The organism is Microvirga sesbaniae (assembly GCF_025460805.1).
GTDB classification, from domain to species: Bacteria; Pseudomonadota; Alphaproteobacteria; order Rhizobiales; family Beijerinckiaceae; genus Microvirga; species Microvirga sesbaniae.
Window position 1 is genome coordinate 149,631 of record NZ_JAMXFJ010000013.1, and the last position, 20,097, is coordinate 169,727.

18 protein-coding genes and 1 tRNA gene are annotated in these 20,097 nt (G+C 60.1%); 7 read left to right on the forward strand and 12 right to left on the reverse strand.

Features of this window, described 5'->3' with window-relative positions; translation table 11 throughout:
* The first annotated feature begins 162 nt into the window (after window positions 1-162).
* Together OCW50_RS18450 and OCW50_RS18455 are read left to right on the forward strand one after the other, a co-directional pair.
* Window positions 163-1,773, forward strand: a complete 1,611-nt coding sequence (locus OCW50_RS18450) for an IS66 family transposase (RefSeq protein ID WP_262298573.1) — start codon at window positions 163-165, stop codon at window positions 1,771-1,773.
* A gap of 96 nt (window positions 1,774-1,869) precedes the next feature.
* Complete coding sequence (locus OCW50_RS18455; RefSeq protein WP_373371471.1) at window positions 1,870-2,535, forward strand: FABP family protein; 666 nt, start codon at window positions 1,870-1,872, stop codon at window positions 2,533-2,535.
* Window positions 2,536-2,721: 186 nt separating this feature from the next.
* On the opposite strand, the gene OCW50_RS18460 is transcribed toward OCW50_RS18455, so the two are convergent.
* From OCW50_RS18460 to sdhC, 5 genes are all read right to left on the reverse strand, one after another.
* Window positions 2,722-3,306, reverse strand: coding sequence for an AprI/Inh family metalloprotease inhibitor (locus OCW50_RS18460; protein ID WP_262298575.1), 585 nt, complete (start codon window positions 3,304-3,306; stop codon window positions 2,722-2,724).
* A 180-nt stretch (window positions 3,307-3,486) separates the two neighbouring features.
* Window positions 3,487-4,269: a succinate dehydrogenase iron-sulfur subunit gene (locus tag OCW50_RS18465; protein ID WP_262298576.1), complete on the reverse strand. Its 783-nt coding sequence runs from the start codon at window positions 4,267-4,269 to the stop codon at window positions 3,487-3,489.
* Window positions 4,270-4,283: 14 nt separating this feature from the next.
* Complete coding sequence (gene sdhA, locus OCW50_RS18470) at window positions 4,284-6,107, reverse strand: succinate dehydrogenase flavoprotein subunit (RefSeq protein WP_262298577.1); 1,824 nt, start codon at window positions 6,105-6,107, stop codon at window positions 4,284-4,286.
* Between the two features lie 11 nt (window positions 6,108-6,118).
* Window positions 6,119-6,538, reverse strand: a complete 420-nt coding sequence (gene sdhD / locus OCW50_RS18475) for a succinate dehydrogenase, hydrophobic membrane anchor protein (RefSeq protein WP_262298578.1) — start codon at window positions 6,536-6,538, stop codon at window positions 6,119-6,121.
* An 11-nt stretch (window positions 6,539-6,549) separates the two neighbouring features.
* The gene (gene sdhC, locus OCW50_RS18480) at window positions 6,550-6,945 is read right to left on the reverse strand and encodes a succinate dehydrogenase, cytochrome b556 subunit (RefSeq protein WP_173947427.1); all 396 of its coding nucleotides are present in this window, start codon (window positions 6,943-6,945) and stop codon (window positions 6,550-6,552) included.
* A gap of 200 nt (window positions 6,946-7,145) precedes the next feature.
* Here sdhC and OCW50_RS18485 point away from each other — a divergent pair, with 200 nt between their 5' ends.
* Window positions 7,146-8,033 (forward strand): LysR family transcriptional regulator, encoded by an 888-nt coding sequence (locus OCW50_RS18485; RefSeq protein WP_262298579.1) that lies wholly within the window; start codon window positions 7,146-7,148, stop codon window positions 8,031-8,033.
* A gap of 113 nt (window positions 8,034-8,146) precedes the next feature.
* On the forward strand, window positions 8,147-8,821 hold the full coding sequence (locus tag OCW50_RS18490; RefSeq protein WP_373371472.1) for a hypothetical protein: 675 nt from the start codon (window positions 8,147-8,149) through the stop codon (window positions 8,819-8,821).
* A 39-nt stretch (window positions 8,822-8,860) separates the two neighbouring features.
* Here the strand turns inward: OCW50_RS18490 and folD are convergent, their stop codons facing one another.
* From folD to OCW50_RS18505, 3 genes are all read right to left on the reverse strand, one after another.
* Entirely contained in the window at window positions 8,861-9,763 is a 903-nt protein-coding gene (folD, locus tag OCW50_RS18495; RefSeq protein ID WP_262298580.1) for a bifunctional methylenetetrahydrofolate dehydrogenase/methenyltetrahydrofolate cyclohydrolase FolD, read from the reverse strand.
* Window positions 9,760-10,077: a DUF167 family protein gene (locus tag OCW50_RS18500; protein WP_262298581.1), complete on the reverse strand. Its 318-nt coding sequence runs from the start codon at window positions 10,075-10,077 to the stop codon at window positions 9,760-9,762. Before OCW50_RS18500 ends, folD begins: the two co-directional genes overlap by 4 nt.
* Window positions 10,078-10,205: 128 nt before the next feature.
* Window positions 10,206-10,496, reverse strand: a complete 291-nt coding sequence (locus tag OCW50_RS18505) for a YggT family protein (protein ID WP_262298582.1) — start codon at window positions 10,494-10,496, stop codon at window positions 10,206-10,208.
* Window positions 10,497-10,678: 182 nt separating this feature from the next.
* Between OCW50_RS18505 and OCW50_RS18510 the strand changes: the two genes are divergently transcribed.
* Window positions 10,679-10,754 (forward strand) — tRNA-Ala (locus OCW50_RS18510).
* Window positions 10,755-10,856: 102 nt separating this feature from the next.
* Complete coding sequence (locus OCW50_RS18515; RefSeq protein WP_262298583.1) at window positions 10,857-12,539, forward strand: DUF6538 domain-containing protein; 1,683 nt, start codon at window positions 10,857-10,859, stop codon at window positions 12,537-12,539.
* Between the two features lie 74 nt (window positions 12,540-12,613).
* Here the strand turns inward: OCW50_RS18515 and OCW50_RS18520 are convergent, their stop codons facing one another.
* From OCW50_RS18520 to OCW50_RS18530, 3 genes are read right to left on the reverse strand one after another with little or no spacing between them, the layout of a single operon-like run.
* Entirely contained in the window at window positions 12,614-13,267 is a 654-nt protein-coding gene (locus tag OCW50_RS18520; protein ID WP_262298584.1) for a M48 family metalloprotease, read from the reverse strand.
* A 53-nt stretch (window positions 13,268-13,320) separates the two neighbouring features.
* Entirely contained in the window at window positions 13,321-14,160 is an 840-nt protein-coding gene (locus OCW50_RS18525) for a M48 family metalloprotease (RefSeq protein WP_262298585.1), read from the reverse strand.
* Window positions 14,161-14,180: 20 nt separating this feature from the next.
* On the reverse strand, window positions 14,181-14,897 hold the full coding sequence (locus OCW50_RS18530) for a lysozyme (protein WP_262298586.1): 717 nt from the start codon (window positions 14,895-14,897) through the stop codon (window positions 14,181-14,183).
* Between the two features lie 298 nt (window positions 14,898-15,195).
* Between OCW50_RS18530 and OCW50_RS18535 the strand changes: the two genes are divergently transcribed.
* Window positions 15,196-15,885: a recombinase family protein gene (locus OCW50_RS18535; protein WP_262298587.1), complete on the forward strand. Its 690-nt coding sequence runs from the start codon at window positions 15,196-15,198 to the stop codon at window positions 15,883-15,885.
* Window positions 15,886-16,341: 456 nt separating this feature from the next.
* Here OCW50_RS18535 and OCW50_RS18540 read toward each other — a convergent pair whose 3' ends face one another.
* Complete coding sequence (locus OCW50_RS18540; protein WP_262298588.1) at window positions 16,342-17,454, reverse strand: hypothetical protein; 1,113 nt, start codon at window positions 17,452-17,454, stop codon at window positions 16,342-16,344.
* Window positions 17,455-20,097 lie beyond the last annotated feature (2,643 nt).

A 20,097-nucleotide genomic window follows, 5' to 3' on the forward strand; every position in this document is an offset into this window, starting at 1 on the left:
CCTCCCGGCCTTGCAGCGCAAACGTCTTCGGGCGGGCTTGTGCGAAAAGTCGGCCTGCCGTCGTCACCGGCCTCGTGCCAGTCATCCCGATCGGGAGAAGGTAACCGGGGCTTTTTGGGGGCAGGGATTCCTCCGACCGGGCATTCATGATTCAATCCAGGTATGACATCGCCGCCCGGTCGGTCCAGCAAGCCCCTGTCCTCGACGGCCCTGCGCCAGTTGATCTCGGATCTGGCCAGCAAAATCGATCGGCTGGAGCAGGAGGTCGAGCAGCTGCGCCTCGACAACAGCAACCTGCGCCTTGACAACCAGGCCCTGAAGGACGAGATCGCCCGGCTCAAGCACCTGCCGCCGCGCCCGCCCTTCAAAGCCTCCGGCATGGACAAAGCCACTCAGCCGCGACCCACGGGCCCGAGCCGGCGCCCCGGCCGTGGCGCCAAACGAGATCGGGTCACCCGCGAGGTCACGATTCCAGTGGAGGCTCCGCCCGGCTCGCGTTTCAAAGGCTACAAGACGGTGGTGCAGCGGGATCTGGTGCTGGTTGCCGAGGTGGTGCGCTACAAGCGGGAACGCTGGCTCACGCCCGAGGGTCAGACCCTCATCGCCCCGTTGCCCGCGGGGATCACGGGTGGGTTCGGGCCGGGCGTGCGGCGGTTCTGTCTCGCCCTGCACACACAGGGCCAGGTCACCACCGAGCGCCTGACCGATCTGCTGAACGGCATCGGCCTGGCGATCTCCAAGCGGGAGGTGGTGCGCCTGCTCACCGCCGATCTGGAGCCCTTCGCGCAGGAGGACGCCGCGATCCTGCAGGCCGGCTTGGTCTCCTCGCCCTACCTCACCGTCGACGACACCGGGGCGCGCCATGCCCGCCGTCCTGGGGTCACCACGCAGATCGGCGGTGAACGCTTTTGCGTCTTCCGCACCAGCCGATCGAAATCGCGCCTGAACTTCCTGACGCTGCTGCGGGGTGGCTGCGAGGACTACGTCGTCAACGAGGCCGCCCTGGATAATCTGCGGGCGCAATCCGTCGAAGCCGCCGTGATCACCCGGCTGGCCGCGCATCCGGACCAGGTGTTCGGCTCGCAGATGGAGTGGTGGCAGCATCTGCTGCGCTGCTCGATCAACATCTTCGACCGGCCTCTGCTGCAGGTGCTGGACGAAGCTGCCACCTGGGGTGCGCTCCGCCATCACGGGCTGATGGCCAACACCGTCGTGGTCTCTGACGATGCCGGCCAGTTCCGGGTGGCCACGCACGCCCTGTGCTGGGTTCATGCCGAGCGGCACCTGCAGAAGCTGATGCCGGCCTCCCCCAAGCAGGCCCAGGCGGTGGAATTGGTCCGTGAGGCGATCTGGTGCTTCCATCGGAGCCTGAAGCTGTGGAAGCAAAGCCCCTCGCCAGGTGGGGAGCGGGCCTTCCGGTGGCAGTTTGACCGGATCTTTGGCCTGCGCACCGGCTACAAGGAGCTCGACGACTTGCTGGCCCGCCTGGCGCGGCGCAAGGCCGAACTGCTGCGGGTGCTCGAGCGGCCCGAGATCCCGCTGCACACCAATGCCTCCGAGAACGACCTGCGTGCCTGGGTGATCAAGCGCAAGATCTCTGGCGGCACGATGAGTGTGGATGGCCGCATGGCGCGTGATGTGATGTTGGGGCTCTCGAAGACCTGCCGCAAGCTCGGGCTGGCGTTCTTCGACTATCTCGGGGACAGACTCGGCCTGAATGGGGATCGGCCAAGGATCCCGCCGCTCGCCGACCTCATCATCGGAGTAGCCTGAGGCCGCCTTGCACACCACCGCCGCATAGTCGCCGCCCGGCGGACAATTGTTGTCGGCGCCGCTTGTCCCTTCACCTGTAAACAGAAAGGTTCCGTCATGACGCCTTCACCTATGACTGCCCTCACAGACGTTTTCACCGAACCCAACGACGTCGACCCGGAAACGCTCAACAATCTGGGTCCTTTGCGGCGGCTGGCTGGGCGCTGGCGCGCACGCAAGGGGGTCGACCTCAACCCGAAGGCGGACGGTCCGGAACGGCGCGTGTTCATCGAGACCATCGACTTCCAGGCGATCGATCCGCAGACCAACGGGCCGCAGTTGCTCTACGGCCTGCGCTACCACATCCACATCACGACCGAGGAGGAGGACATCACCTTCCACGATCAGGTCGGCTATTGGCTCTGGGAGCCGGCGACCGGCCTCGTCATGCAGACCATCGCTATTCCCCGCGGGCAAGTCGCCCTCGCGGCGGGCCAGACGACAGCCGATTCCGACGAGATCGTCGTGATGGCGACCCGCGGGCAGACCGGATACGGCATCTGCTCGACAACCTTTCTGGAGCAGGCGTTCCGCACGGACACCTACAAGATCACGATTACCTTCCATCCGGACGGGAGCTGGAGCTATGTGACCGATACCGAACTGCTGGTGCATGGCCGGGACACACCTTTTGCTCATCAGGACCGAAACACGCTCCATCGGGTCGGTGAGGCGAGGCCCAATCCCCTGGCGTTGATTTTAGCCAAGCGGAAGACAGGTTGAGCGGAATGGCGGGGGCGGGCGTCGCTTCGTAGCGAACCTTCTCTGCACAACGGTTCAAGCTTGCGCCCCCAAACTGCTCCGCTTACGGGAGAAGCTCGGCGCCTGACCGGATCGGGATGGCCGGGACGGGCCCGGCCATGACGTCGCAGGATCAGCCGCCAAGGGCGGGTCGGCTTTGCCGACCGATCAGCGCGTGAGGGAGAGCGGCGCGCCGGACTTGGCGAGGACGCCGCTGAGGGACGAGGACGAGCCGCGCAGGCGCGCCGCCACCGAGCCGCCGGTCTGGTAGAGATAGACCTCCCCGTCGCGGTAGTCCCAGGCATTGACCTTGGACAGGTCCTGGTTCGAGCAGCCGGAGGCCGAGGCCCGGTAGAGGTCGAGGGCGGGCGAGCTCGACAGCTGGACCCGGCACGAGCCGCCGGAGGTCTGGACGCTCCAGTTGCCCACCATCGCGGTGCGGCTCGCGGGAGCCGCCGCGGGAGCGGGAGCCGGCGACCCGATGGTCGGCGGCGGGGGCGCGGGCGGCAGGCCGGCGATGTCCGTGCCGCTGGGGGGAGGAGCCGTCATGTCGGGCGCGAGCGGGGCGCCGGCGAGCGGCGGCAGCGGCGCCGCCTCCACGGGGCCCGACGGCACGGCCTCGACGGGCGGGACCTCGGTGATCGGCGCCGCCGCGCTGCGGCTCGGCGGCCCGCCGAGCCGGGTCGAGGAGCACGCGCCGAGCGCCAGGGCGGAGCACATCACAGCAGTCGTCAGCCAAAGAGGCTTCGTCATCTTGGTCCTCGCATGCGTGGCCGTCTCTTCGGACGGTGTGTGCGGCCCAGGCTAGGGTAAGGAATATGAACCCAGGCCAACAGGGTTCCGGCTTCGACATATGGGATCGGCAGACACAAAAAAAGGCGCTTGAGGCGCCTTTTCGCGAAGTTGTTGCAAGGAAGCGTCATTACCGCAGCGTCATACGACCCGCGCAATCATCATCTTCTTGACCTCGGCGATGGCCTTGGCCGGGTTCAGGCCCTTGGGGCAGGTATTGGCGCAGTTCATGATCGTGTGGCAGCGATAGAGCCGGAACGGATCGTGCAGGTTGTCGAGCCGGTCGCCGGTGTTCTCGTCGCGGCTGTCGATCAGCCAGCGATAGGCCTGGAGCAGGGCCGCCGGCCCCAGAAACCGGTCGCCGTTCCACCAGTAGCTCGGGCAGGAAGTGGTGCAGCAGGCGCAGAGAATGCACTCGTAGAGCCCGTCGAGCTTGGAGCGCTCCTCCGGCGTCTGGCGCCACTCGGTCTCGGGCGCGGGCGTCTCGGTCTGGAGCCAGGGCTCGACCGAGGCGTGCTGGGCGAAGAAGCTCGTCAGGTCAGGCACCAGATCCTTGAGGACCGGCATGTGCGGCAGCGGGTAGATCTTGATGGAGCCCGACCCGCAATCGTCGATGCCGAGCGTACAGGCGAGCGTGTTGCCGCCCATGATGTTCATGGCGCAGGAGCCGCAGATGCCCTCGCGGCACGAGCGGCGGAAGACCAGGGTCGAATCGACGTTGTTCTTGATCCACAGAAGCGCGTCGAGAACCATGGGGCCGCAATCGTCCCGGTCGACGTAATAGGTGTCGATGCGCGGGTTCTGCCCATCGTCCGGGTTCCAGCGGTAGATGCGGAATTCCTGGACGTTCGAAGCCCCTTCCGGCTTCGGCCAGGTCTTGCCTTCGGTGTACTTGGAGTTCTTGGGAAGCGTGAACTGAGCCATCGTTTTCGTCTTCCTTAGTACACGCGAGCCTTCGGCTCGATGTACTGGATGTCGTTCGACATGGTGTAGGTGTGCACCGGGCGGTAATCGAGGGTCACCGTGTGCGAGGTGTCATCGAGCCAGGCGAGCGTGTGCTTCATCCAGTTCTTGTCGTCGCGCTCGGTGAAGTCCTCGCGGGCGTGGGCGCCACGGGATTCCTCGCGGTTGGCCGCGCCCTCCATGGTGACGACCGCCTGGCCGATCAGGTTGTCGAACTCCAGGGTTTCGAGGAGATCGGTGTTCCAGATCAGGGAGCGGTCCGTGACCTTGATGTCGGCGGCCGCGTTCCAGACGTCGTGGATGAGCTTGCGGCCCTCTTCCAGAACCTCGCCGGTGCGGAACACCGCGCAGTTGTTCTGCATGGTCTTCTGCATCTGGAGACGCAGATCCGCCGTCGAGGTCGAGCCGTTGGCGTAGCGGAACTTGTCGAGCCGCGAGAGGGCGAGCTCGTCGGCGTTCCTGGGCAGGTCCGCGTGGCGGGCTTTCGGCTCCAGGATCTCGGCGCAGCGAAGCCCCGCCGCGCGGCCGAACACCACGAGGTCGATCAGGGAGTTGGAGCCGAGGCGGTTCGCCCCGTGCACGGACACGCAGGCCGCTTCGCCCAGCGCCATCAGGCCCGGCACCACCGTGTCCGGGTTGCCGTTCTTCAGGGTGAGCACCTCACCGTGATAGTTCGTCGGGATGCCGCCCATGTTGTAGTGGACGGTCGGCAGGACCGGGATCGGCTCCTTGGTGACGTCCACGCCCGCGAAGATCTTGGCGCTCTCCGAGATGCCCGGCAGGCGCTCGTGCAGGATCTTGGGGTCGAGGTGGTCGAGATGGAGATAGATGTGGTCCTTGTTCTTGCCGACGCCGCGGCCGGCGCGGATCTCCATGGTCATGGCGCGCGAGACCACGTCACGGGAGGCGAGGTCCTTGGCGGAGGGCGCATAGCGTTCCATGAAGCGCTCGCCTTCCGAATTGGTGAGGTACCCGCCTTCGCCGCGCGCGCCCTCGGTGATGAGGCAGCCCGAACCGTAGATGCCGGTCGGATGGAACTGCACGAACTCCATGTCCTGCAGCGGCAGGCCGGCGCGCAGCACCATGGCGTTGCCGTCGCCCGTGCAGGTATGGGCCGAGGTGGCGGAGAAATAGGCGCGTCCGTAGCCGCCCGTGGCCAGGATCGTCATGTGGGCGCGGAAGCGGTGGATCTCGCCGGTGGACTGGTTGAGAGCCACGACGCCGACGCAGCGGCCGTCGGAATCCATCATCAGGTCGAGGGCGAAGTACTCGATGAAGAAGTTGGTCTGGTTCTTCACCGCCTGGCCGTAGAGGGTGTGCAGGATCGCGTGCCCCGTGCGGTCGGCGGCCGCGCAGGTGCGCTGCGCCGTGCCCTTGCCGAAATCGGTCGTCATGCCGCCGAAGGGGCGCTGGTAGATCTTGCCCTCGGCCGTGCGCGAGAAGGGAACGCCCCAGTGCTCGAGCTCGTAGACCGCCGCAGGCGCGTTGCGCACGAGGTACTCGATGGCGTCCTGATCGCCGAGCCAGTCCGAGCCCTTGACGGTGTCGTACATGTGCCAGCGCCAGTCGTCCGGCCCCATGTTGCCCAGCGACGCCGAGATGCCGCCCTGGGCGGCCACCGTGTGCGAGCGGGTCGGGAACACCTTGGTGATGCAGGCGGTGCGCAGGCCGGCCTGCGAGCAGCCGACGGTGGCGCGCAGGCCCGCGCCGCCCGCGCCCACGATCACCACGTCGAAGGTGTGGTCGATGACGGTATAGGCCTTGCCGTTGACGGCGGCGCCGTTCGTTGCTTGAGCCATGGGAGAATTCCTTAAGCGAGGATGCGGCCGAGGCTGACCTTGAGGATGGCGTAGAGGCACGCCACCGCGATGATCACGGCGTAGAAATTGTTGGCGATGACGGCGGCGATCTTCTGGCCCTTGTGGTGGACATAGTCCTCGATGACGATCTGCATGCCGAGCCGCATGTGGTTCGTGACCGAGATCACCGCGAGGATCAGGATGATCGCGACCAGCGGATGCGAGATGACGGCGATCGCCTCCTGGTAGGACGGCGAGGCGGCGAGCGCCGCCACGATGATCACGAAGGAGATGATCAGGGGAACGTTCGACACCGCCGTGACGCGGTGGATCCACCAATGCTCCACCCCGTGCCCGGAGGCGCCGAGGCCCTTCACGCGGGCGAGCGGTGTGCGCATGGAAACGCGGGTATCAGCCCTGTTGTCGGCCATGAACCTGCTCCTTAGAAAGCGATGAAGGCGACGATCCAGATCGCCAGGGTGAGGGCGACCGAGCCGACGAGGGTGAAGCGGGCCATGTTGATGCGCTGGGCCGGTTCCATGCCGTGGCCGAAATCCCACACCAGGTGGCGTACGCCGCCCAGCATGTGATGCATGAGGATCCAGGTGTAGACGAACAGGATCAGGTACCCGAGGGGCGAGCCGAAGAACCATTGCACGGCGTCGAACGCGGAGGGCCCGGAGGCGAGCGCCACGAGCCAGATGGCGAACAGCGCGATGCCGCCGTAGAGGGCGACGCCCGTGATGCGGTGGGCGACGGACATCGCCATCGTCCAGCTCCACCGGTAGATCTGAAGATGCGGGGACAGGGGCCGCGGGGCCACTTTCGCCTCAGCCATGGTGTTCACTCCTGATCGGCGACGTCGGCCGCCCGTAGTTTGGAACGGTTCGTAACGGAAGCGCGGCAACACCGCAATGCACCTTCTGCCGAACCCTCGGCAACCGGCACACTTCGTCAGCCGCGAAGTTTGCTCCACGCTCGCTTATCGCACAATTTTTAATTATTCTTATCTCCCTTCGCGATTGACGAAGGGAACCTATGCAATTCGATCTGACAGATCTGAGCCTCTTCCGCCACGTGGTCGAGGCGGGCAGCATCACCCACGGGGCCGAACGGGCCCATCTGGCGCTGGCGGCGGCGAGCACCCGCATCCGCAACATGGAAAAGTCCCTCGGCGCCCCCCTGCTCCTGCGGACCCGCGCGGGCGTGACCCCGACGCCCGCCGGCCGGACCCTGCTTCAACATGCCCGCGCCCTCCTCGCCCAGGCCGAGCGCCTGCGGGAGGATCTGGGCTCCTACACGGGCGGATTGAGCGGACAGATCCGGATCCTCTCCAACACCAATGCCCTCACGGAGTTCCTGCCCGAGGCCCTTGGCGCTTTCCTGGCCGAGCACCCGCAGGTCTCCATCGACCTGGAGGAGCGCCTCAGCGACGAGATCGTCGGGCTGATCGCGGAGGGCGTCGGGGATCTCGGCATCGTGGCCGGCACCGTCGATACGGGCCGGCTGGAGACCTACCCGTTCCGCAGCGACCGCTTCGTGCTCGTGGTGCCGAAGGGCCATCCGCTGGCCGCCCGGGCCAGCATCCCCTTCGCCGAAGTGCTCGAGCACGATTTCGTCGGCCTCGACCGGGCAAGCGCTCTCCAGCGCTTCCTCGCCGGCAAGGCGACGCGGATCGGCAAGCCGATCCGCCTGCGGGTGCAGCTGAGGAGCTTCGACGCCGTCTGCCGCATGGTGGAGGCCGGCGTGGGCCTGGGCATCGTGCCCGAGACCACCGCCCGCCGCGCCGCCCGCACCATGGCCATCATCCCGGTCGAACTGGACGACGCCTGGGCGGCCCGCGACCTCACCCTGTGCATCAGGTCCTTGCAGGATCTGCCGCCCTCGGCCCGGCAGCTGGTGGAACATCTGCGCCGGGATGCCTGATCCGCGTCCCGGCCGCCCTCACAACCCCGTGAACAGGGAATGATTCTGCGCCTGAAGCGTCTTTACGCCCGTCCGCCCGAACAGCACGGCAGGACACCAGCAAGGAGGAAGCAATGCAGGGATTGGACCGCCTATCGCTTATCGCCGCCGTCGGCCTCGTGGCCCTCGCCCCCCTGGGCGGCGCGCAGGCCCAGAGCGTCCAGGACACCACGTTCTTCGTGACCAGCGTCGGTTCCGGCAAGGGCGCGGATCTCGGCGGGCTCGAAGGGGCGGACCGGCACTGCCAGACTCTGGCGGAGGCCGCCGGCATTCGCGGCAAGATCTGGCGGGCCTATCTCTCGACACAGGCGACGGGGGGCGCGACGGCCACCCATGCGAAGGACCGCATCGGACGCGGACCGTGGCAGAACGCCAAGGGCGTGGTGATCGCCAAGGACGTGGCCGACCTGCACGGGACCGGCAACAACCTGACCAAGCAGACGGCGCTGACCGAGAAGGGCGAGCCGGTGAAGGGCCGCGGCGACCAGCCCAACGAGCACGACATGCTCACCGGCTCGCAGCCCGACGGCACCGCCTTCGCGGGCAGCCAGGACATGACCTGCGGCAACTGGACGAGGAGCGGCGCGGAGGGAGCGGCCATGCTCGGACATCACGACCGCACGGGCCTCGACGAGTCGCCCCCGGCCAAGTCCTGGAACTCGTCCCACGCCTCCCGCGGCGGGTGCAGCCAGGACGCCCTGAAGGGCACCGGCGGCGCCGGCCTGTTCTACTGCTTCGCGGCGAACTGATCCGCGCCCGCCTCGGGAGCGGCGCCGCGTCCGAGGCGGTCAGGCGGCGAAATCCACCGCCGGCATGGTCAGACCACGCCTCAGGCAGGCGGCCTCGAGCGTGTTGCGCAACAGGCACGCGATGGTCATGGGGCCGACCCCGCCGGGCACCGGCGTGATGGCGGAGGCGACCTTTGCGGCCTCCGCGTAGGCCACATCGCCGACCACCTTGGTCTTGCCCTCGCCGGCGGCCGGGTTCGGCACCCGGTTGATGCCCACATCGATCACGATGGCGCCGGGCTTGACCCAGTCGCCGCGCACCATCTCTGGCCGCCCCACGGCCGCCACGAGAAGATCGGCGCCGCGGCACACGGCGGCCAGGTCGCGGGTCTTCGAATGGGCCACGGTCACCGTGCAGCTCTGGGCGACGAGGAGCTGCGCCATGGGCTTGCCGACGATGTTGGAGCGCCCGACCACCACCGCGTTGAGGCCGGACAGGTCCCGCCGCACCGATTGCGCGAGCAGGAGGCACCCGAGCGGCGTGCAGGAGACCAGGCCCGGCACGCCGGTCATCAGCCGGCCGGCATTGACCGGATGGAAGCCGTCCACGTCCTTGGCCGGATCGATGGCCTCGATCACCTTCTGGGCATCGATCTGCCGGGGCAGCGGCAACTGCACGAGAATGCCGTCCACCGCCGGGTCGGCGTTGAGCCGGGCGACGAGGTCGAGGAGCTCCGCCTCGCCGGTGGAGGCCGGAAGCTTGTGCTCGAAGGAGCGCATGCCGACCTCGACGGTCTGGCGCGCCTTGTTCTTCACGTAGAGCTGGCTCGCCGGATCCTCGCCGACGATCACCACGGCGAGCCCGGGGACGACGCCCCGGCCGGCCAGATCCCTGACGGCCCCGGCGATGCGGCCGCGCAATCCCTCGGCATAGGCTTTTCCGTCGATGATCGTGGCGCTCATGGGATGTCCCGTCCTGTCAATGCGGCGAGAGCGGCGGAAAGCTCCTCCCCCTGGCCTGAAATGAGAAACGTCTTCAACCGCGCCGTGGCGCCCGTCTCGAGACTCACCGCCGAGGCCGGGACCTTGAGCGTCCTGGCGAGGAGGCGCCGGACGCCCTCGTTCGCGGCCCCGTCCTCCGGCACCGCCCTGACCCGGACCTTCAGCACCGTCCGGCCGTCCGACAGGCGCTCGACCCCGTCGAGCGAGTCCCGCCCGCCCCGGGGCGTCACCCGCACCCGGACCTCGAGGCCGCCGGGGCGGAGGCTCCAGGCCAAGGCCCCGCCCCCCTTAAAGCATCGGACCCAAAAGTGGACTTGCACTTTTGGGATCCATCCGATGCTTTCTTCTTGAATGAGAGCATCGGTCAGAACGGAAAACCGGGTCCACTTTTCCGTCCGATGCTCTAGAAGGCGATCGGCATCAGGTAATCGACGATCAGGTTCTGGATGAAGATGATCAGCAGGATCAGGAGGATGGGCGAGATGTCGACCCCGCCCAGATTGGGCAGGATGCTCCGGATCGGCCGCAGGACCGGCTCGGTCACCGCGTCGAGGAAGCTCCAGATCGAGCGGACGAAATCGTTGCGGGTGTTGACCACGTTGAAGGCCACGAGCCAGCTCAGGATCGCCGAGGCGACGATGAGGTAGGTATAGAGCTGCAGGGCCAGCAGAATGACGTTGAGGAGGGCGCGCATGGGAAACCTGTCGGGGATCGGCGTTGCTCATGTAGCGACTGAAGCGGGGCTGAACAACCCATAACCATTCCGGCCGGTCGGCTCCTCCCGTCCGGAGGCGGTCTCGACGTCTCAACCGGCCGATTGACAGATCAAAGCCGGCAGGCCTAAAACCTCCGCTACTTGGCTCGATTCAACCGGCCGGGGCTGTAGCTCAGATGGGAGAGCGCTGCAATCGCACTGCAGAGGTCAGGGGTTCGAATCCCCTCAGCTCCACCAACCTCTCCCTAAACGGTTGGTAAATCGAGAAATCTTGGGAATTCAAAGCGCTTCCGCCTCGATGTGGTCCACAGATCTGGTACACATTAGGGTATGTCAGACGTGTCTAAACCGCCCGGTCTCGTTAAGCGTGGCAATATTTGGTATTACCGTAGGCGTATCCCGCTCGACCTTGCAGATGCCTTCAAGGGGGCGAAGGAACTTAAGGCAAGCCTCCAAACCGAGAGCTATGCCGAAGCTAAGGTTCGTAGAAACCTGAAAGCTGCCGAGTTCGATGCCGTATTTTCAAAGATACGAGCAGAGCGAGCAACTAGAGCGGGGCAGTCTCGCCGTGCAGCCAGCTTGTCCCTACGCGAGATCGAGGGACGCATACATCGTTATGTCGAAACGGCATCTGAGCAGACCCTAAAAGATCTATCGAACGTCGACTGGGCTGATCGCCTTGAAGATCGAGATGATCTTTGGTGGCATAGTCAGCGGCTCATAGATCACTATGAGAATCCGGTTGACCTCTCTACCCAGCAAGACGTCGGCATTACTGAACAGGAACTCTTTGGAGAGAATGGACTGGACCGTGCGCTAGGCCCGGATCAGATAAATCACGCTCGGGACCTTATTCGGCAAGCTATGATCGAGGTCGAGAAGCGTACCGTTGCTTGGTTCCAAGACGGGATAGCCGCCCAAACATTCAACCCTCGTTTTAAAAACCCAACAGAGAAGTCCATATCGGTTGAGCAGCTTTGCCAAAGGTACCTCGCTGACTACAACCTATCCAAGCAGACAGGGATTAAGCGTAAAGAGAAGCTAAAGGCCGCGCTGGACCTCGTAGCTGAATTTTTGGGTCGAGAGACATTGATTCATCACCTCGACCGCCAACAGTGTCGCGAGTTCCGCAATACCTTAAACGAGCTTCCCTCGAATATGTGGAAGCACTTCGGGCGCTATACTCCCCTTGCTGAGATTATCAAGCAAGGAAAGGCACTGCGCCTCCCAGTTATGAAGCGTGGCACTCAGGATACATATCTGCGGGCCTTAAGAATGATGCTCGACTGGGCTGTTGCAGAGGGCTTGATATCATCCAGCCCAGCGGATCGATTAGAGGCTCTCGGAGAGAGAACAGCAGCAAACGAAGCCCGGGACCCTTTCACCCTTGAGCAACTCCAAGCAATTTTCTGCGCCGCTTTGTTCTCAGAACAGGAGTCCGCGAGAACGGCAGATTATTGGGTACCGTTGATAGGGGTTTTCTCAGGGATGCGCCTGAATGAGATCTGCCAGCTTGAGATCTCTGATTTAGAAGCAACCAAAAAAGGCACTTGGTACCTGTCAATCAATGACAAGAACGGCAAGCGGGTCAAAAACCGCCACAGCAAGAGAAATGTGCCTCTGCATCCGGTTCTCATCGGATTGGGATTCATTGATTTCGTTAGAGATCGCACTGCGTCGGGAGAGTCACGAGTTTTCGAGGATGTAAGCAGCTCTCGTCATGGCTACTACAGCGAACGCTTCTCGAAGCGGTTCAACCGAACATTCCTCAAGGGCGTTGGCGTGAAGTCTCCGAAGCTCGGATTCCATAGCTTTCGCCACACGTTCAAAGATGCCCTTGATGCGACTGAAACTCCGCTGCCTATTCGCGATGCTATCTGCGGATGGAATGCTAGCAAGAACTCAAGCCAGAATTACGGAAAGGGCTATGATCCCGACCACCTTGCAACGTATGTGCGCCGTGTCGAGTTTCCTGGACTGAGCTTAAGAAGGATCTACCAATCCAAATCCTCCTCTGCATGAGGCAGGCACATGGAAGGGAGCATCAAACGATTTGCTGAACTCGCTAGCGCCGATCCTATTTTAGATGGCAAAGTCTAAAGCTCTTTCACGTACTTCATACCTGCCTCTATAGCATCTTGAAGCTTGCCGCCATTTTGCGCAACTGCATACCCCTTTTCGGCGGCCGCGGACCTCTTAGCTGGGGTGCCATGATGAGCGGGACTTTTGAAGTCATAATCGCCAAATTTATACAAAGCAGAAGAAAGCCGAATTATAGAACTGGATCCGTCCCCGTTACGTCTTCCAATGTAATACCCTGCTAAGAAGTCTGCATGTAGCTCTAGAAGAGTAACAGAACCAGAAGTGGTGCGTAGCTTTGACGGAATGTCAATAACATACTGTAAGACATGGGCACACTCATGAGCTGCAATTCCGGCAACAGCTATGCCGCCATCGGGCTCCATCATCAACATTTTGATTAGTGGGACACCAAAAAACACTGTACCTTTGGTGCCTGGTATATACACTTCAATTGTCGAATAGCTATTCATCTCATCTATGTACTGAAACCCCGGATTGATATTTAGAACGCTCACTATGCGTTTGAGCTCTGCAATAAATGCTTGGTCAAGAGCGTCATCACCCGAGCGGCTAAATCCCTGCCTCGCATCATCACGCGCTGAAAAAGCGGTAGCAGATTGGTTCGACACAGCACTTAGAAAACTCGAGATCAAAAGCGTGCCGAACACGCGACGGTTGCACGTCATAGCGCTAACCCCAGATCGAAGTAGTAAGTTTTAGCTCAGTTGCCGCCATCACAATCTCCGAGCCCGTTCACACAGTTCTTTTTTACTTTGGGCAGGATTGGGCAATCGCCGAGACCGTTGAAACATTCGAGCTTTCCAATCGCTCGAGGCGGCTCTGTTCGTGTTAAGGCTCCATCGCAAAGTGAAGGGTACTTCGCGCATGCGGTGGAACCTGCGCTATCGTTTGTCAGGGCAGCGGGCTGCTCATGTGAACGAATGCACTCGTCAAAGCCCAACCTAGCTGCTTCCAAACTCTTTAAACGATCGGGATATAGATCATCACGTTCGTTCCGTAAGCGCGACAGTAGACTTTCCAACGCTTCCCAATTGCCACCCATTCGTCCGACGGCGCATCCTGCGAAGCGATCCGCTTCTGTTTCCTGCTCCTTTCTGGGGACTTTCTGCCGAGCAGAGAAATGTCTGTTCAAGAAATGTCCAAGTTCATGTCCAAAGAGTGCAATGGCCTGAACACGATCATTGCCAATTACTTCCCGAACCCAAGTAGGATCAAATAATATATACTCACCTTCTGGCACTCCGATGACGCTCGCCCCCGCGTACCATGCATAAACTTTTGAGGATTGGTCGCATGGAACAATCACTATGCCATTTGACATTAGGCCAATTGATCTTGCTACTTCTTGAATTAACTCTTCGACGTCTGACGCGGCAATGCCTAGCTTTGTTCCCTCTTTTGTTTGGCGCGCAAAATATTCTTTAACACAGAAGCTGCTTGCCGATTGGGCATAAGAATAGCCTAGGCCTAACCAGCTACATAGAATGGTTACGCTGATGCATCGATATAGCCACGAGGGAATACTGGATTGGAAGCTCACGGTACATCTCCATCGCCCGCTTACTCACCCTTCTCAATATCGATCAATGAACCAGCGGAGGGAGCAGCACCAAGAGAAACACAATCGCCACGATTGAACCGTCCATCTCTCCCATAAGCCAGCTGATGTCTAAATAGTGTCTCCTCACATGCACGTCTTGCAACAAGCCCAGGAGGGATAACTTCGCCTGCTCGAATCCATCGAGAAAACTGCCGTCCAGCGAAGTCAAACTCGCCCGCATTCAAAAGGCGCAACATCGTCGATCGCTTGAAATTTTCTTTACCTATATTAAAAACGAACGATGTAAGAGCGCCAAACTGCTCGTCTGTTAAGTCTACTGAGACAAGACTCTGGATAGCCAGCCTCGCTGTCACAGTATCTTTTTCAAGAAGATCTAAGCCAGATGATTCAGACAACTTACTAGAGTACTTACCCGCATCTACTGCAGCAAGGTCAACTTCATTGCACCTTTTGAGAGAGATTAGATGCCCATAACCTATTGTACAGTATCCCGCCGGATCATCGTAAGCGACATCCACCCATCCTTCGAAGTCTTTGATTACGTCGAGAGCTAGACGGATCAAGGGCCGGGCTGCTGCAGATCTTGCGGCACCTAAAGGAGGCTCGCCAAAATCCTCGATTAAGCTCCTCGACATAATTCGAAAGCTAATTTGCTGGGCAAATGCGACACTCGCGATCATCAAAAGCGATAATACTAAGCCTTGCAGCCACCGCATCTGGCACCTCCGAACAGGGCCTTCGTATGATAGTTATAGAGGTGGGAGCCGCATAGTACCTCAAAAGGAACGTGTTTCGATCGAGGATTATTGGGTTGGTTTCGTTCACCATTGTATAATCGAGGAATTGTCTTGCTCTGGTTCGTCGGACCGACACGTCCGACGCAGGCGAGGAATAGTGACCTAACATGTCCATTGTGCTGAGGTGATTTCATAACTTTGACTTGCAGGCACCTGCATTTGGCTGGCAGAAATTTGCAACGGTCGTTGCATGCAACTGCCAATGCGGGAGAGGCCAGTGCCGAAGCGTCGCTTTATTTCATATCTCAGGGTTTCAACAGCGCGACAGGGGAAGTCGGGGCTTGGCCTCGAAGCCCAACGCGCGGCGGTACTGTCTTACCTGAATGGTGGTTCTTGGGAGTTGCTGTCCGAGTATGTGGAATGCGAGTCTGGAAAGCGCAGCGACCGTCCCCAGCTCGCAGCCGCCCTTGCAGCCTGCCGCATCCACAACGCCGTATTACTGATAGCCAAATTGGATCGCTTAAGCCGTGATGCCGCCTTCCTCCTCGGCCTCCAAAATGCCGGGGTTCGCTTCATCGCTGTCGATATGCCGGAAGCCAACGAGCTGGTTGTAGGCATCATGGCAGTCGTCGCCCAGGCCGAGCGAAAGATGATCTCTGATCGCACGAAAGCAGCGCTCGCAGCCGCTAAAGCCCGTGGAATGCAACTTGGGGGCTTTCGGGGCCGAGCAGGCACTGCTGAGGACTGCAAGCGCGCCCGCATCGCTCGTATCACAGTTGCGGATCGACGGGCATCCGATCTAGCGCCAACCGTTCGCACCCTTCAAGCCCAGGGCCGCACCTCGTTCAACGCCATCGCGGGCGGTCTTAATGCTCTCGGCATTCCGACACCACGTGGCGGGAGCTGGGGGCATAGTCAGGTCCGCGATCTGCTGGGCCGCATCGAAGGGTTGGAAAACCGAGGTTGAGGCCGTGAGGGGGTGCGTCTCTCTAACTCTCCGAAAATTTTCGGACAAAATTTTCCGAAAAGGAGGCGCATTACAGATCCCTGTAATACAGATGTAATACACAATAGATGCACCTACCCTATAAAACCGACCCGGCCCTTGCAGGCGTCTGCACTCTGCCTATTGCTGTTCTGTAATACGCCCTACAGATCCGCCTCTTAAGAGCAGATGAGCCGTCATATACTCTGAAAAATTGGGAGGGCGGGCCGTCTCACATGATGAACATCCAGGTATACGAGATAGTTGACACTTATACCTGTCCCATGGCTCTCATTCGGCCCTTGATCCTCTCACTACATTACTTGTCAGTGGTGGCTACTTTCACGTCACCGAGTGCGCTGTACAGCTTAGGAGACAAACCTGTCGGAGCGGCCAACTAATCGCCCTCGAATGACAGGAGACTGGAGGTAAGCCGACCTACTCTGCGGCCTTTGCTTTCCGCGGACTTTTCTCGGGTTCGGCTCGGGGGATAGCCAGCACAGGAGCTGCATCTGCTGCAGGAAATACCAATTGAGGTGCAAGCTCGCTAAGCGTCTGGAAGTCCTCAGTCTGTCCACTTGCTCCTCCGCTCTCGTCTGTTGCCGAAGCGGTAGGTGGAAGGAAACGAACCTCGACTGTCATCCCACGCTCTATCCGAGCTAGTAAGCTCTCTAGAGCCCAGCTGATATCGGCACGTTGTTCCTCTTTGCGACCAGCCTTCCCATCTGCTGGGCCGACTAGCTCCGTAGTTTTCTGGTCTATCGCTGCTTTCACAGTGTCTTCGATTTTTTTGTCGAAAAACGTCTTTATTTCCTCTTCGCTAAAACTCTTGTTTTTACGCGTCTCGGATCGAAGCTTTCGGATCTCCTCCACTTGCTTCCATCTGTCGAGTGCCCAAACAACCACTAATCCCAATTGAGTAACCGTAGCCACGTCTAGGCCAAAGAAGAAAAAGGGATCACTGGTCGAGATCTGACGAACCTCGATAGGCTCAACAGAGCCTGTGGCAAGCTCAGAGAAAGCACGGATGATGCGCCGAATCGCCCGGAGCTCACCTATTAGGCCATCAAGCTCGTTCTCGAAGATGTCACGAGGTATTTGAAAGCCAATTTCTGCCTCGCCTTCTTCGAGTGAATCAGAGTTGATACCTAGCTGGGTTAGGCTGTTGGATGTGTTGGTCAACGTTTCAAGGAAAGCCTGCCGCTTACCTATGAGCTCATTGGTTCGTTGCTGAACGACCGCTGGCGTCATTGCATTCTGGGCAACCGCGTCCTTTAATGTGTCCACAAGCTCTGAGCTAAAGAACGGCAATCCACCAATTCCCTCAATGGATTTGATCTCAGCCGGAGTCAGTTGATTGTAGAATTTACGAACTCCATTATCGAGTTCTGTCAATCTCTCTGCCACCTCCGTTTGATAAGGTGGGTGTGTAGGTGAGCCAACTAGATTGTTAAGTGCGCTTACAAATGCTTGCAGCGCCTGTTGAATGTTGATCTTCCTTTCGCGAGCGAGCAGGAAATCAACAACTCCCTTCAATCTTTCGGCGTTCATCTTACAGCCCCTCTCAACGCTTGCTGGATTCGCTTCCAGCTAAGTTCTCTCCTGTCCTAATAGCGGATAGTAGGGTTATTGCCCAGTCAGGCCCCGTGAAGAGGCCCGCACAGTTGAACCTGAGGTTATAGTGGGAAGCAGATCGATAGGAGCTGTTAAGTGGTACACAAATCTGTCATACATCGGGTGGACCACAGAGAGAAATCCTTGATTCCTTTAAGTTTCTTGATCGTGAGCTAGTTTCCCCTCAGCTCCACCAAGCCTTAACGTAAGGAAATCGTTAGGGTCTCTCAAATAGAGCTAAGGCTCTCCCTCCACCGAATTGACTGATCTGTCACAACGTTGTCACAGCGAGACGGATCACAAGTATGGCTTCCATTCTTAAGCGCGGCTCCTCGTGGCAGGCACAGGTGCGCCGTGAGGGCTATCCTCCTCTCTCAAAGACGTTCGCTATAAAGGCCGATGCTCAGGCATGGGCTCGGGATCAGGAGAAGTCCATTGACCGTACTGAGGCCCCTACGGCCACACGGTAACTCAGGGGTCTCGCCGTTGCCAACCTGTTGCGCAGGGATCGTGATACAGTAACGCTGACTGGCGCATCGGACGATGCGCCGGTCAAGAGAGGGAGCCTGGGATGAATCTCAAAAGTGGTGTCCACTTTTCACGTCCGAGGCTCTAAGCGAGGAGCGGGACCAGAGCGCTATCGCCTCGCAACTCTCTTGGCTCATGAGATCGCAAAGACTCCTCTGAATAAGCTCTCTCCTGCCTCAGCAGCCAAGTACCGGGATGAGCGCCTTTGGTGGTGCAGCCTGGAAGTGTCCGGCGAGAGCTTGCGATCCTCCACCACTGCTTTGCCCTCGCTAAGAGGGAATGGGGTATCCCTTTGCCCTGCAATCCAGTGCTTGAGATAAAGTTGCCGGACTCAGCCAAAGCCAGTTCAAGACGCCTCCCTCATGATGATCTTACGAAAATCCTGAAGGCTCTCAATGCCAACACGGCTTGGTATCTCCACCCTCTAATTTCTCTTGCTGTCGAGACTGGTATGAGGAGAGGATAGGAGAGCTACTCTTGGCCTACCTATACCGGCAATGTGCACCAAGTCGAAGGTGGCCCAGAGGGTTAGTCTTTGGGCTTGGAGCGTGACTTCGACGTTCCCCTTACCCCGTTCTGGACGTGTGCCGACGAGGAGAGAGGCTGTCCGCCAAGTCATCGAGATCTATTGGCGGATGCTGCGGTTTTACGAGAAGCTTTGACCGGGGGCGCAAATAAACTCAGTCTGGCGTACATATTCAGTGCGCAACAGTTGGGTGGTGGGCAATGGGTGCTGTGTCTCCAAGAAGCTGGTCGCTCATCTTCCGTTGTTCGGCCTGGTTCTGCGTGCTCCTGATCACTTACCTCTCACTCATCCCGCAGGACCTAGAGTTGCGGACACCTGCGCCCCCAGGCCTCGAACACGCGTTTGCCTATGGCGTCACCGCTGGTCTCTTAGCCTTGGCGTATCCCCTTCAGCCCATGTGGCTGGTCGTTGTGCTACTGTCGGCCTATAGCGGGGTTATGGAGTTCTTGCAGACCTTCTCTCCCGGCCGGCATCCTGGGCTCGATGGAATGCTCTGGAGCAGTTCAGGCGCAGTAATCGGAGCCCTGTTAGTCGCTCTTCTTCGATTCCGTATGCCCAATACGACACACGAGAATTTGTGAACGACGTGATCGACACCGAATGGAGACATGAGCCGTACCGATGGCATCAAGATCTTGATTGAGTGGCGTGGCTAACCGCGGGGCTCCAGAGGCTCTCGATGCACTGCTACTTTCATCTTGTCAGTGAGCACGAGATCATATCGGACGATCCAGGCATTGAGGTTATCGGTTTAGACGAAGCGGAGACAATGGCTCTCCAACCCATCCATGACATGAGGGATGCGGACTCGACCTCGATGCATCATGGCAGGGCTGGCGGCTCGACATCGTAGCGCCCTCTGGCCAAATCCTCGCGTCGCTTCCTGTGGATCCTGCAATTCACCACCAGCAGGCGCACCTCAATCTCACCAGGTAGGCTGCGGCTCCACCTTGGGGCGTGGCCATCTGCCGGATCACATCAATGATGGGATCTGACAAACCGGCTGCGCTGCAAGTTCGAAAGACATTTGCTCAGTTGGTCTGGGCTACTTACTGGAGGCGTAACCTGCTGCGCACTCGGGCGAGCGGTTCATAATACTGCCTCGTTTCAAACACTGTGTGCTCTTAATCGCCAAATTGGCGCGGATAAACAAGAATTTGGCGGCTATCCTCAAGACTTGGCCGAAAAAACTCGCATAGTCGATTTTTGTAGAGCAAACGTTTTAGCTGTTTGCTGTGCAGTCTTGTTAGTACAAATTGACACCTCACCGACATACCGCATGTTCATGCGGCATCCTCCATCAGAATTATGAAGCATTATCAATCTAAGTGACCCCATAATTACTGGGGGCGGAGATATTTTGACTATGGCTACGATCCTTCCGTCGCAGTGGACCCCATCCGCTTCTGAAAGCACGTACATCTCATCCAGCATCGGCCCGCTCAAGGTCGATAATGCTGATGAACGTTGGAGCTTCTCCTCCCCGGACAACAACACCATGCGCTTCGAGGTGCGCAAGGGCGACG